The organism is Thauera butanivorans (genome assembly GCF_048398245.1).
In the GTDB taxonomy this organism is placed as follows: Bacteria; Pseudomonadota; Gammaproteobacteria; order Burkholderiales; family Rhodocyclaceae; genus Thauera; species Thauera butanivorans.
This window is the reverse complement of record NZ_CP183038.1, coordinates 1,658,807-1,671,162: the sequence shown is the minus strand read 5'-3', so window position 1 is coordinate 1,671,162 and position 12,356 is coordinate 1,658,807. Positions and strand designations below refer to the sequence as shown.

Annotated in this window: 11 protein-coding genes; 3 read left to right on the top strand and 8 right to left on the bottom strand. The window is 65.7% G+C overall.

Annotated elements, in window-relative coordinates:
- Positions 1–98: 98 nt before the first annotated feature.
- Positions 99–719 (bottom strand): RlmE family RNA methyltransferase, encoded by a 621-nt coding sequence (locus ACNQFN_RS08045; protein ID WP_418648488.1) that lies wholly within the window; start codon positions 717–719, stop codon positions 99–101.
- 90 nt (positions 720–809) lie between these two features.
- Between ACNQFN_RS08045 and yhbY the strand changes: the two genes are divergently transcribed.
- Positions 810–1,265, top strand: a complete 456-nt coding sequence (gene yhbY, locus ACNQFN_RS08040; RefSeq protein WP_418648487.1) for a ribosome assembly RNA-binding protein YhbY — start codon at positions 810–812, stop codon at positions 1,263–1,265.
- A gap of 94 nt (positions 1,266–1,359) precedes the next feature.
- Here the strand turns inward: yhbY and greA are convergent, their stop codons facing one another.
- From greA to ACNQFN_RS08015, 5 genes are all read right to left on the bottom strand, one after another.
- Complete coding sequence (greA, locus tag ACNQFN_RS08035) at positions 1,360–1,836, bottom strand: transcription elongation factor GreA (protein ID WP_418648486.1); 477 nt, start codon at positions 1,834–1,836, stop codon at positions 1,360–1,362.
- Entirely contained in the window at positions 1,833–5,063 is a 3,231-nt protein-coding gene (gene carB, locus ACNQFN_RS08030) for a carbamoyl-phosphate synthase large subunit (protein WP_418648485.1), read from the bottom strand. The genes greA and carB overlap by 4 nt, the downstream gene beginning before the upstream one ends.
- 96 nt (positions 5,064–5,159) lie before the next feature.
- Positions 5,160–6,302, bottom strand: a complete 1,143-nt coding sequence (gene carA / locus ACNQFN_RS08025; protein ID WP_418648484.1) for a glutamine-hydrolyzing carbamoyl-phosphate synthase small subunit — start codon at positions 6,300–6,302, stop codon at positions 5,160–5,162.
- 254 nt (positions 6,303–6,556) lie between these two features.
- Positions 6,557–7,363 (bottom strand): 4-hydroxy-tetrahydrodipicolinate reductase, encoded by an 807-nt coding sequence (dapB, locus tag ACNQFN_RS08020; RefSeq protein WP_068634810.1) that lies wholly within the window; start codon positions 7,361–7,363, stop codon positions 6,557–6,559.
- A 75-nt stretch (positions 7,364–7,438) separates the two neighbouring features.
- Positions 7,439–7,843 (bottom strand): outer membrane protein assembly factor BamE, encoded by a 405-nt coding sequence (locus ACNQFN_RS08015; protein WP_068634811.1) that lies wholly within the window; start codon positions 7,841–7,843, stop codon positions 7,439–7,441.
- A 184-nt stretch (positions 7,844–8,027) separates the two neighbouring features.
- On the opposite strand from ACNQFN_RS08015, the gene fur reads away from it, so the two are divergent.
- On the top strand, positions 8,028–8,471 hold the full coding sequence (gene fur, locus ACNQFN_RS08010; protein ID WP_068634812.1) for a ferric iron uptake transcriptional regulator: 444 nt from the start codon (positions 8,028–8,030) through the stop codon (positions 8,469–8,471).
- 106 nt (positions 8,472–8,577) lie between these two features.
- On the opposite strand, the gene recN is transcribed toward fur, so the two are convergent.
- Together recN and ACNQFN_RS08000 are read right to left on the bottom strand one after the other, a co-directional pair.
- The gene (gene recN, locus ACNQFN_RS08005) at positions 8,578–10,242 is read right to left on the bottom strand and encodes a DNA repair protein RecN (protein ID WP_068634813.1); all 1,665 of its coding nucleotides are present in this window, start codon (positions 10,240–10,242) and stop codon (positions 8,578–8,580) included.
- 67 nt (positions 10,243–10,309) lie between these two features.
- Positions 10,310–11,194, bottom strand: coding sequence for an NAD kinase (locus ACNQFN_RS08000; protein ID WP_068634814.1), 885 nt, complete (start codon positions 11,192–11,194; stop codon positions 10,310–10,312).
- A gap of 132 nt (positions 11,195–11,326) precedes the next feature.
- Between ACNQFN_RS08000 and hrcA the strand changes: the two genes are divergently transcribed.
- Complete coding sequence (gene hrcA / locus ACNQFN_RS07995) at positions 11,327–12,355, top strand: heat-inducible transcriptional repressor HrcA (protein ID WP_068634815.1); 1,029 nt, start codon at positions 11,327–11,329, stop codon at positions 12,353–12,355.
- Position 12,356 lies beyond the last annotated feature (1 nt).

Here is a 12,356-nt window from a genome sequence, read left to right as displayed (position 1 = left end):
AGCCATTGCGGCCATGTACGCGACTGACCGATTCTAGTGCCGAACGTTCCCCCGGGCAAACCAATGGCAACGATTACCCGGCTCAATCACGAACATGCTCAAGCACGCAGTCCCTTGCCCAGCAGATAGACCTCGGCGCTGCGGTCGCGCGAGGCCTTCGGCTTGCGCACCTGGACCGACGAGAATGCGGCTTCCACCTGCTTGCGATAGGCCATGAAGCCTTCGCCCTGAAAGACCTTGACGAGGAATTGCCCGCCCGGCTTCAGGTGGCGCACGGCGAAATCGAGCGCCAGTTCGCACAGGTGGATCGAACGCGCCTGATCGACCGCCGCCACACCGCTCAGGTTCGGCGCCATGTCCGACAGCACGACATCGACTTTCGCCCCGTCGAGCCGGGCTTCGAGTGCCTCCAGCACCGCGTCTTCGGTGAAATCGCCATGCAGGAAATCCACCCCGGGCACCACCTCCATCGGCAGGATGTCGAGCGCGAACACCCGCCCCTTCGGCCCGCAGCGCTTGACCGCGACCTGGCACCACGAGCCGGGCGTCGAGCCGAGGTCGACCACCACCGCGCCCGGTTTCAGCAGATGGTCGCGCTCATCGACCTCCAGCAGCTTGTAGGCCGCACGCGCGCGATAGCCGTCGGCCTGGGCGCGCTGGACGTAGGGATCGTTCACGTGGTCGTGCACCCAGGCACGGCTTGTCTTGTTCTTTTTCATCGGCTTGGAAAGACCTCGCTCAAAAAGCCGTCCTCATCAGAGTAGGAGTAGAATCGCGGGCCCGAAGCTTCAAGCATCCAGAGACATCCAATGGTCGAACTCACCCCGGTTCAGCGCCGCGACCTGCGCGCCCGAGCCCATCATCTCAACCCCGTCGTCACGATCGCCGGCAACGGACTCGCACCTGCCGTCGTCGCCGAAATCGAGCGCTCGCTGCAGGCCCACGAACTCATCAAGGTGAAAGTCCAGGGCGCCGAACGGGAGCAGCGCGACGAGTTGATGAAGGAATTGTGCGAAGCCCTCGATGCGGCGCCGGTCCAGCACATCGGCAACATTCTCGTCGTCTGGCGCGAACGGCGCGAGGAAAAGGCTGCAGCGCCCGCCGCGCCGAAAAACACTGCGCGCCCCTCCACGGCCAAATCGGCCGCGGCTTTCGCCGCAGCCGCTCGCCGTGCCGCACTGGCGAAGGCAAGCGCCGAATCCCGCCGCTCCCCCGCACGCGGCTTGTCCAGCCGGGGGCCGGCAAAGAGCAGCCGCGGCCGCTGAGGCCGGATCCGGCCGCACATACGGAGAGGCGGCCAGAGGGCCAACCCAAACAAGGGCCGGGCTCGAAGGGCGGCCGCAAGGCCGCCGCCTTCATTCACTCGTAGCGCACGTCCAGGATTTCGTACTCGCGCACGCCACCCGGCGCCTGCACTTCGGCGATGTCGCCGGCGTACTTGCCGATCAGCGCACGCGCGATCGGCGAGCTCACCGAGATCTTGCCTTCCTTGATGTCGGCCTCGTCCTCGCCGACGATCTGGTAGGTCACCACCTTGCCGGCATCGAGATCCTCGAGCTCCACGGTCGACGCGAACACGCAGCGGCCGTCCGCGTCGAGCAGCTTGGGGTCGATGATCTGGGCATGCGACAGCTTGCCCTCGACTTCCATGATGCGCCCTTCGATGAAGCCCTGGCGCTCCTTGGCAGCATCGTATTCGGCGTTCTCGGACAAGTCGCCGTGCGAACGCGCTTCGGCGATCGCGGCGATGACGTTGGGACGATCCACAGTCTTCAAACGGTGGAGCTCCTCGCGCAGCTTCTCCGCGCCGGCGACGGTCAGCGGAATCTTGTTCATGCCTTACCCGCCAGTTCGGCGTGCAGCGCCTGCACCGAATACACATCCAGCCCTGCGGCCATCTGGCGCATGCCCATGCAGGCCGCGCGCGCACCCTCGATCGTGGTGAAGATGGTGAGCTTGGCCGCCAGCGCGCTGGTGCGGATCGAGCGCGAATCGGTGATCGCCTGGCGCTTCTCCTCGACGGTGTTGATCACCAGCGTGATTTCCTCGTTCTTGATCATGTCGACGATGTGCGGACGGCCTTCATTGACCTTGTTGACCACCGCCACCGGAATGCCCGCCGCTTCGATCACCGAGGCCGTACCGCGGGTGGCGACGAGCGAGAAGCCCAGTTCGCGCAGCTCGCGTGCGACCTCGATCGCCACCGGCCGGTCGCTCGGCTTGACGCTGATGAAGGCGGTGCCGCCGGTCGGCAGCCTGACGCCGGCGCCGATCTGGCTCTTGACGAAGGCTTCGCCGAAGTTGCGGCCGACGCCCATGACTTCACCGGTGGACTTCATCTCGGGGCCGAGGATGGTGTCGACGCCCGGGAACTTGACGAAGGGGAACACCGCTTCCTTGACCGAGTAGTACGGCGGCACGATCTCACCGGCCACGCCCTGGCTGGCCAGGCTCTGGCCGGCCATGCAGCGCGCCGCGACCTTGGCCAGCGGCAGCGAGCAGGCCTTGGAGACGAAGGGCACGGTACGGGACGCGCGCGGATTCACTTCCAGCACATAGACGACGGCGTTGTCGCCCTCGCCCTGGATGGCGAACTGCACGTTCATCAGGCCGACGACATTGAGCGCGCGTGCCATCGCCTCGGTCTGGCGGCGCAGTTCGTCCTGCAGCCTGGCCGACAGCGTGTACGGCGGCAGCGAGCAGGCCGAATCGCCCGAATGCACGCCCGCCTGTTCGATGTGCTCCATGATGCCGCCGATGATGACCTGCTGGCCGTCCGACAGCGCATCGACGTCGACTTCGGTGGCGTCGTTGAGGAAGCGGTCGAGCAGTACCGGCGATTCGTTGGAGACCTTCACCGCCTCGCGCATGTAGCGCTCGAGATCCTTCTGCTCATGCACGATTTCCATCGCGCGGCCGCCGAGCACGTAGCTCGGACGTACCACCAGCGGGTAGCCGATCTCGGCCGCCAGGCGTACCGCTTCTTCCGGCGTGCGCGCAGTGCGGTTGGGCGGCTGCTTGAGGCCGAGGTCGGTCAGCAGCTTCTGGAAGCGCTCGCGGTCCTCGGCGGCGTCGATCATGTCGGGCGTGGTGCCGATGATCGGCACGCCGTTCTCTTCCAGCGCCTTGGCGCGCTTCAGCGGCGTCTGGCCGCCGAACTGGACGATGACGCCGACCGGCTTCTCGATATGCACGATCTCGAGGATGTCTTCCAGCGTGATCGGTTCGAAATACAGGCGATCCGAGGTGTCGTAGTCGGTCGACACGGTCTCGGGATTGCAGTTGACCATGATGGTCTCGTAGCCGTCCTCGCGCAGCGCGAGCGCGGCATGCACGCAGCAGTAATCGAACTCGATGCCCTGGCCGATGCGGTTCGGCCCGCCGCCCAGCACCATGATCTTCTTCTTGTCGGTCGGCCTGGCTTCGCACTCTTCCTCGTAGGACGAGTACATGTAGGCGGTCGAGGTCGCAAACTCGGCCGCGCAGGTATCGACGCGCTTGAACACCGGACGCACGCCCAGCGCATGGCGATGCAGGCGCACGGCGGTCTCGTCGGTGTTGAGCAGCTTGGCCAGGCGGCGGTCGGAGAAGCCCTTGCGCTTCAGCTCGCGCAGCTCGGCGGCCTGCAGGGCCTTCAGCGAGCGGCCGGCCAGCGCCTTCTCGGACAACACGATGTCCTCGATCTGGGCCAGGAACCAGGGATCGATCTTGCTCAGACTGAACACCTGCTCGAGGCTCATGCCTTCGCGGAAAGCCTGGCCGACGTACCAGATGCGTTCCGGGCCGGGGCTGGCCAGTTCACGCTCCAGATCCTCCACATCGGCCTCGATCTCGTCCAGACCATAGACGCCGACCTCGAGGCCGCGCAGCGCCTTCTGGAAGGATTCCTGGAAGCTGCGCCCCATCGCCATGACTTCGCCCACCGACTTCATCTGCGTGGTCAGGCGGTCGTTGGCCTGCGGGAACTTCTCGAAGGCGAAGCGCGGAATCTTGGTGACGACGTAGTCGATCGAGGGCTCGAAGGAGGCCGGCGTGGCGCCGCCGGTGATGTCGTTCTTCAGTTCGTCGAGCGTGTAGCCCACCGCCAGCTTGGCGGCGACCTTGGCGATGGGGAAGCCGGTGGCCTTGGACGCCAGCGCCGACGAACGCGACACGCGCGGGTTCATCTCGATGACGATCATGCGCCCGTCCTTGGGGTTGATCGCGAACTGCACGTTCGAACCGCCGGTGTCGACGCCGATCTCGCGCAGCACCGCGATCGAGGCGTTGCGCAGGATCTGGTATTCCTTGTCGGTCAGCGTCTGCGCCGGGGCGACGGTGATCGAGTCGCCGGTATGGACGCCCATCGGGTCGAGGTTCTCGATCGAGCAGACGATGATGCAGTTGTCGGCGCGGTCGCGCACGACTTCCATCTCGTATTCCTTCCAGCCCAGCAGCGATTCCTCGATCAGCAGTTCGTTGGTCGGGCTGGCTTCGAGACCACGCTTGCAGATCTCGTGGAACTCTTCCATGTTGTAGGCGATGCCGCCACCGGTGCCGCCGAGCGTGAAGCTCGGGCGGATGATGACCGGGAAACCGATGCCGCCCTGCACCTGCAGCGCCTCTTCCATGCTGTGGGCGATGCCGGAGCGCGCCGAGCCGAGGCCGATCTTGGTCATCGCGTCCTTGAACTTGAGGCGGTCCTCGGCCTTGTCGATGGCCTCTTCGGAGGCGCCGATCAACTCCACGCCGTACTTGGCCAGCACGCCGTGGCGGCCGAGGTCGAGCGCGCAGTTCAGCGCCGTCTGCCCGCCCATGGTCGGCAGGATGGCATCGGGGCGCTCCTTCTCGATGATGCGCTCGACCACCTGCCAGGTGATCGGCTCGATGTAGGTGACGTCGGCGGTTTCCGGATCGGTCATGATGGTCGCCGGGTTCGAATTCACCAGGATGACCTTGTAACCTTCTTCGCGCAGCGCCTTGCAGGCCTGGGCGCCGGAGTAGTCGAACTCGCAGGCCTGGCCGATGACGATCGGGCCGGCGCCGATGATGAGGATGCTCTTTATGTCGGTACGTTTCGGCATTGTCTTGCCTCGATGATTCCTTGACCCGGCGGAGGGCGCCGGCGTCGAACAGTGAGGGCGCCGCGGGGACGATCCCGGCGGCCACCCCGAGCCGTATTACTTGGCCGCTTCCATCAGCTTGATGAAGCGGTCGAACAGGTAGGCGACGTCATGCGGCCCCGGGCTCGCTTCCGGGTGGCCCTGGAAGGAGAAGGCCGGCACGTCGGTGCGCTCGATGCCCTGGTTGGTGCCGTCGAACAGCGACACGTGGGTGACGCGCAGATTGGCCGGCAGCGTCGCAGGATCGACGGCGAAGCCGTGGTTCTGGCTGGTGATCAGCACCTTGCCGGTGTCGAGGTCCTTGACCGGATGGTTGGCGCCATGGTGGCCGGTGCCCATCTTCATGGTCTTCGCCCCCGACACCAGCGCCAGCAGCTGGTGGCCGAGGCAGATGCCGAAGGTCGGCGTGCGGCTGGCGAGGATCTCGCCGATGGCTTCGATGGCGTAGTCGCAGGCATCGGGGTCGCCCGGACCGTTGGACAGGAACACGCCGTCGGGTTTGAGCGCCAGCACGTCCTTGGCGGGTGTCTGCGCCGGCACCACGGTCAGGCGGCAGCCGCGCTCGGCCAGCATGCGCAGGATGTTGAGCTTGACGCCGTAGTCGTAGGCGACGACGTGGAAGCGCGGCGCGATCTGCTCGGTGTAGCCTTCGCCGAGCTTCCATTCGGCCTGCTTCCATTCGTAGGGCTCGGTGACGCTGACGACCTTGGCCAGGTCCATGCCGGCCAGCCCCGGGAAGGCGCGCGCCTGGGTGACGGCGGCTTCGGCGTCGAGCTTCTCGCCTTCGGCGGCGGTGACGATGCAGCCGGCCTGGGCGCCTTTCTCGCGCAGGATGCGGGTCAGCTTGCGGGTATCCAGACCGGCGATCGCGACCACGTTCTCGGCGCGCAGATAGGCGTCGAGCCGCTGGCTCATGCGGAAGTTGGACGGCAGGATCGGCAGGTCGCGGATCACCAGCCCGGCGGCATGTGCGCGGGTGGCCTCGACGTCCTCGAGGTTGACGCCGGTGTTGCCGATGTGGGGATAGGTCAGCGTGACGATCTGGCGCGAATAGCTCGGGTCAGTCAGGATCTCCTGATAACCGGACATCGAGGTGTTGAACACCACCTCGCCAACCGTGCTGCCTACCGCACCGATACCCTTGCCATGGAAGACTGTCCCGTCGGCAAGCGCAAGAAGGGCGGGCGGGTATGCACTCACAAAAAACTCCTGGATTCAGCGATGAGCAGGGGCTGGCAAATGGCTGCGCCCCTGATTATGTGCAAAAAAGCGGGACGAGCCTCTGGGCCGATCCCGCTGAATAAACTGTTGAATTGTATATTTTCGGCCCTTCGAAGGCAAACGGGGAAAGCGGCAGACGCCTCGCACATCCCCGCTGCTGCCGGCGCACCGGCAGCCGAAATCGCAGCCGGCCAGGCATCCACCCTCGCCTGCGGCCGTCGTCCATGCCTGTCTCAGCGCAGGCCCAGCACGTCCTGCATGTCGAACAGGCCATTCTCGCGCCCCTGCAGGAACTTCACCGCCCGCACCGAGCCCAGCGCATACGGCATCCGGCTGCCGGACTTGTGCGTGATCTCGATCCGCTCGCCGATGCCGGCGAACAGCACGGTATGGTCACCGACCACGTCGCCACCGCGAATCGTCGAAAAACCGATCGTCTCGGCCTTGCGCTCGCCGGTATGCCCTTCGCGGCCGTAGATCGCACAGGCGTCGAGATCGCGCCCCAGTTCCCGCGCCACCACTTCGCCCATGCGCAGCGCAGTGCCGGAAGGCGCATCGACCTTGAAGCGGTGGTGGGCTTCGATCACTTCGACGTCGTAGCCTTCGGACAGGATGCGCGCCGCCACTTCGAGCAGCTTGAACACCGCATTGACCCCCACTGCCATGTTGGGCGCGAAGACCACCGGTACATCACGCGCGGCTTCGGCGATCGCCGCCTTCCCCTGGGCGTCGAGGCCGGTCGTGCCGATGACCATCGCCTTGCCCAGTCCGCGCGCGAGCGCCAGGTGCTGCAGCGTGCCTTCCGGACGGGTGAAGTCGATCACGCAGTCGGCCGCGGCGATCGCGACGCGCGCGTCGTCGCCGATCGCGACGCCGGTGACGACACCGGCCATTTCTCCTGCATCGCGGCCGATGAAGGGCGTGCCCGGCCGATCGAAAGCGGAACCCAGCACGACGCCTTCGGCCCCCAGCACCGCCTCGATCAGCATCCTGCCCATGCGGCCGGATGCGCCGGCGATCGCAACACGAATGTCAGCCATGGAAAATCCTCAAAAAATGCCTTGCGCCGCCAGCAGCGGCATGCTCAAACCCGTTCGCAATCCGGGTCGCCGCGCTCAGTCATCCGTCGCGGGCGGAATCTCGATGACCCGGCTGCGTTCGGCCGGGGCCGCGGCCTCGCCGCTGCCGCCCTGGACGTCGCCCGCGACGTGGTCCAGCAGATCGTCGACGAAGAAGACCGAAATCACCCGCTGCTCGGCTTCTCCGGAACCCGGCTTGTAGCGATAGACGTAATCCCAGCGGTCCCTGCGGAACATGTCGACCACCAGCGGCGAACCCAGCACGAAGCGCACCTGCTCGCGCGTCATGCCGCGCTTGAGCTGGGACACCATGTCCTGATCCACGTAATTGCCCTGGCGCACATCGATCCGGTAAGGATCGACCACACCGACGATGGAATCGAAAGAGCAGCCTGCAAGCAGGCTGGTGGCGAGGACCGCCGCGGAAAAATAGGAGCGCATGTGGATCTTGGGGAAAAATCCCGTAGGGAAGACCGTGGGGGAGTTGGCGCACGAGAGGGGTGCGCGGTTCTCAGGAAAGGGCAAAAAATATAACATAGGGCCGCTAGGCACGGCGCACTGCACCATACTGGCGGCTTGCCACCATTCAACCGGCCCTCCACACGGCCTTTTTTCCCGAAGACTCATGCCCGACAATTCAAAAAACCTGAAGAGCATCGGCCTGAAGGCAACCTATCCTCGCCTGAAGATCCTCGACCTCTTCCAGAACTCGGGTCAGCGCCATCTGACTGCCGAAGACGTTTATCGCGCGCTGATGAACGACGGCATGGACATTGGCCTGGCAACCGTATATCGCGTGCTGACGCAATTCGAACAGGCCGGCCTGCTGGAGCGCCATTATTTCGAGTCCGGCAAAGCTGTGTTCGAACTCAACGAAGGCGGCCACCACGACCACCTGGTGTGTGTTCAATGCGGCAGGGTCGAGGAGTTTTTCGATCCCGAGATCGAGAAGCGGCAGAATGCGATCGCCCAGGAACGCGGCTTCAAGCTGCGCGAGCACGCGCTCTACCTTTACGGCGACTGCATGAAGGAAGACTGTCCGAGCGGCCAGGCACAGAAGGAATCGTAAGACCCCGAAGAGCCTTGCGGGTTGCAGCCCCTCACGAGGCAGGCGGATCCGCCCGCGGGGGCTGCACGGGAATCCATCCCGTTCCCAGGGTTCGCCTTGCCGCGAGCTACTTTTCCGGGGCTAAGCCCAGCATTTCCGCCGCATGTTCGCGCGTCGTCGCCGTGATGCTCACGCCGCCGAGCATGCGCGCGATCTCCTCGATTCGCCCGGTCTCGTCCAGCGCCTGCACTTCGCTCAAGGTCTCGCCCGCCTGCTCCCGCTTGGCGATGCGCCACTGCCAGTCGGCGCAGGCGGCGACCTGCGGCAGGTGCGTCACGCACATCACCTGCCGGTCTTCGCCGAGCTTCGCCAGCAGCTTGCCGACGATCTCGGCCACACGGCCGCCGATGCCGACATCGACCTCGTCGAAGATCAGGGTCGGCGTATCGCTCGAACGGCTGGTCATGACCTGGATCGCCAGCCCGATACGCGAAAGCTCACCACCTGAAGCGACTTTGGCCAGACTGCGCAAGGACTGCCCCGGGTTGGCGGCGACGCGGAACTCGACGGTCTCGACTCCGTTCGACGACGGCTCGCAGGCTTCCAGCGCCACCTCGAAACGCCCACCCGCCATCGCCAGCGTCTGCATGGCGTCGGTGATCGTCGCAGACAGGGCTTCGGCGGCCGGACGCCGGATGGCGGACAGCGCCGCCGCCGCCTCGCCGAAGGCCTTCCTCGCCCGAGCCTCGTCGGCGGCCAGCCGTGCCGGATCGGCCGTTTCCTCCAGGGTATCGAGCCGGGCCTGCCACTGCGCCAGCAGCTCGGGCAACTCGTCCACCGCGACGCGGTACTTGCGTGCGACATCGGTGACGGCCGCGATCCGCCCTTCGATCTCGGCCAGCCGCTGCGGATCGAGGTCGAGCCGGTCGCGATAGCGGCGCAAGGCGTGCAGGGCTTCATCCGCCTGGATCGCCGCCGACGACAGCAGCTCCCGCACATCGGCGAGCGCAGGGTCGATGTCGGCCAGCGCGGCCAGGCGCCCATCGAGGTGGCGCAGGATCGAGCACACCGCCACCTCGCCTTCGCCGAGGGCAGCCAGGGTCTCGTCCGCGCCCTCCATCAGGCCCGCGGCATGCGCCAGACGACCGTGCTCGACGTTCAGTTCGCCCCACTCCGCCGCATCGAAGCCGAGCTCCTGAAGCTCGCGGATCTGCCATGCGAGCAGTTCGCGCTCACGCGCCGAACTGGCCGAATCGGCTTCGGCCTCGCGCCGCAGGCGAAGAATGTGCTGCCAGGCCCGATAGCGCTCGGCCACGTCGGCAGCCAGTCCCTGGGCATCGGCATGCGCATCGAGCAACTGGCGCTGCGTTTCGGGCTTCAGCAGGGCATGGTGGGCATGCTGGCCATGGATGTCGGCCAGCCAGTCGCTGGCCGTGCGCAATTGCGCAAGCGTCACGCTGGTGCCATTGATCCAGGCCCGGCCACGCCCGCTGCTGTCGATGGTGCGGCGCAACAGCACGGTCCCGTCCTCGGCCGGCAGTTCCTGCTCGGCCAGCCAGGCACGCAAGCCGCCGCCGTCCGGCAGGTCGAATTCGGCAACCACGTCGGCCCGCTCGCGATCGCGGCGGACCATGCCCGCCTCTCCTCGCCCACCCAATGCGAGTCCGAGCGCATCGAGCAGGATCGACTTGCCGGCACCGGTTTCCCCGGTCAACGCGCCAAACCCCTTTTCGAACTCGAGCTCGAGATGGTCGACGATGACGAAGTCGCGGATGGACAGGCTTCTCAGCATGGCAGCTCAGTGAAGAATGGAGGAAGACAGTGCTCGGTATGAGGCGGGTACGGCATGGATGCCCGCATCAGTTGTGCCGCGGCGGGGCACTCCAGTGGAGCTTTTCGCGCAGCATGGCGAAATAGCTGTAGCTCTCGGGGTGCAGCAGCCTCAGGCCATGTCTCGAACGGGTCATGCGCACGCAGTCGCCGGCACGCAGATCGAAACGGGCCTGGCCGTCGAAATGCACCCGCGCATCCTGGGGAGGCAGCAGCACGATGTCGATGCGGCAGCTGTCCGGCAGCGTGATCGGCCGTGCCGTCAGCGCGTGAGGACACAGCGGCACAAGGGCGATGCCGTCGACGCTCGGATGCAGGATGGGACCATTGGACGACAAGGCATAGGCGGTGGAGCCCGTCGGCGTCGACACGATCATGCCGTCGGAACGCTGGGTATAGACGTACTCTCCATCGATCGACAGTTCGAATTCGATCATCCGCCCGAGTTCGCCCTTATTGACGACGACGTCGTTGAGCGCCAGCGTCTGGAAGATGCGCTCGCCGCCCCGCAGCACTTCGGCGTCGAGCATGAAGCGGAGCTCTTCGCGGAAGCGCCCTTCGACGATCTCGGCGAGGCGTGCATTGGCATCGTTCAGCGCGATGTCGGTCAGGAAACCCAGGCGGCCGAGATTGACCCCGGCCAGTGGCACGCCGTACTCGGCCAGACGGCGGGCGGTGTGGAGCATGGTGCCGTCGCCGCCGACCACCACGGCCAGATCGACTTCGCCGCCGATGCGCTCATAGCCGGCAACCGGAAAATCGCCCGCGCCGCCGATGGAACTCGCCGTGCCCTGCTCGATCCACACCATGCGTCCGCGCTCGCGCAGGAAACGGGCGATCGTCATGACCGATTCGGCCACGTCCGGACTCTGGTACTTGCCCACGAGGGCGATGTTGTGGAATTTGGCGCTCATGACGCGGATTAAACCATATCCCGCCAGCACCTTGGCGAGCACTGAACGGCGGTGCCGAAGCCCGGCGGCAGGGACCGGGAGATATCCGGAATATCCATCGATGGATGATCCGGGCTATATTCTTCGTCTGCCATGAATTCCTTAGACGCTCGTTCCCAGATCCTGCTGAAAACCCTGATCGAACGCTACATCGCGGACGGCCAGCCTGTCGGTTCGCGCGCGCTGTCGCGCTTTTCCGGGTTGGAGCTGTCGCCGGCAACGGTGCGCAACGTCATGAGCGACCTGGAGGAGTTCGGCCTGATCGCCAGTCCGCACACCTCCGCCGGCCGGATTCCGACGGCGCGCGGCTACCGTTTCTTCGTCGATTCGCTGCTGACGGTCCAGCCGCTCGACACCACGCGGGTACATGAACTCAAGGGCCAGCTCCAGCCCGACCAGCCACAGCGGCTGCTCAATTCGGCCTCGCACCTGTTGTCGAACCTCACGCAGTTCGCCGGCATCGTCGTCGCCCCGCGCAAGGACGCCGTCCGCATCCGGCAGTTCGAATTCATCAGCCTGTCCGAAAACCGCATCCTGCTGATCATCGTCACCACCGCCGGCGACGTGCAGAACCGGATCCTGATGACCCGCCGTGCCTACAGTGCCAGTGAGCTGAGCAGCGCCGCGAGCTACCTGAACGAGCATTTCGCCGGCCTGTCCTTCGACGAGATCCGCCGCCGCGTCATGGACGAGCTGCGCCAGCTGCGCAGCGACATGACCGAACTGATGACCGCGACCGTGGATGCCGGCAGTGCCGCCGCGGAAGAAACGGCCACTCGCTACGTCATTTCCGGTGAAACCAATCTGCTCGACGTCGAGGACCTGTCGTCGAACATGTCGCGCCTGCGCGAACTGTTCAAGCTCTTCGAACAGCGCACCAGCCTCGTGCAGCTACTCGAACTGTCGAACAAGGCCGACGGAGTGCAGATCTTCATCGGCGGCGAATCCGGTCTCGCGCCGCTCGACGCCTGCAGTGTGATCACGGCACCCTACGAGGTGGACGGCCAGATCGTCGGCTCGGTGGGTGTCATCGGCCCGACCCGGATGGCCTACGATCGCGTGATTCCGATCGTCGACATCACCGCCCGGCTGCTGTCCAACGCGCTATCGTCGAACACCTGAA

What these genes read in the sequence shown, in the direction of transcription:
- recN (WP_068634813.1), bottom strand. Translation starts at nt 10,242, where the DNA reads ATGCTGAGAAGCCTGTCCATCCGCGACTTCGTCATCGTCGACCATCTC.
- dapB (WP_068634810.1), bottom strand. Translation starts at nt 7,363, where the DNA reads ATGGCTGACATTCGTGTTGCGATCGCCGGCGCATCCGGCCGCATGGGC.
- greA (WP_418648486.1), bottom strand. Translation starts at nt 1,836, where the DNA reads ATGAACAAGATTCCGCTGACCGTCGCCGGCGCGGAGAAGCTGCGCGAG.
- ACNQFN_RS08000 (WP_068634814.1), bottom strand. Translation starts at nt 11,194, where the DNA reads ATGAGCGCCAAATTCCACAACATCGCCCTCGTGGGCAAGTACCAGAGT.
- fur (WP_068634812.1), top strand. Translation starts at nt 8,028, where the DNA reads ATGCCCGACAATTCAAAAAACCTGAAGAGCATCGGCCTGAAGGCAACC.
- hrcA (WP_068634815.1), top strand. Translation starts at nt 11,327, where the DNA reads ATGAATTCCTTAGACGCTCGTTCCCAGATCCTGCTGAAAACCCTGATC.
- carB (WP_418648485.1), bottom strand. Translation starts at nt 5,063, where the DNA reads ATGCCGAAACGTACCGACATAAAGAGCATCCTCATCATCGGCGCCGGC.
- yhbY (WP_418648487.1), top strand. Translation starts at nt 810, where the DNA reads ATGGTCGAACTCACCCCGGTTCAGCGCCGCGACCTGCGCGCCCGAGCC.
- ACNQFN_RS08045 (WP_418648488.1), bottom strand. Translation starts at nt 719, where the DNA reads ATGAAAAAGAACAAGACAAGCCGTGCCTGGGTGCACGACCACGTGAAC.
- ACNQFN_RS08015 (WP_068634811.1), bottom strand. Translation starts at nt 7,843, where the DNA reads ATGCGCTCCTATTTTTCCGCGGCGGTCCTCGCCACCAGCCTGCTTGCA.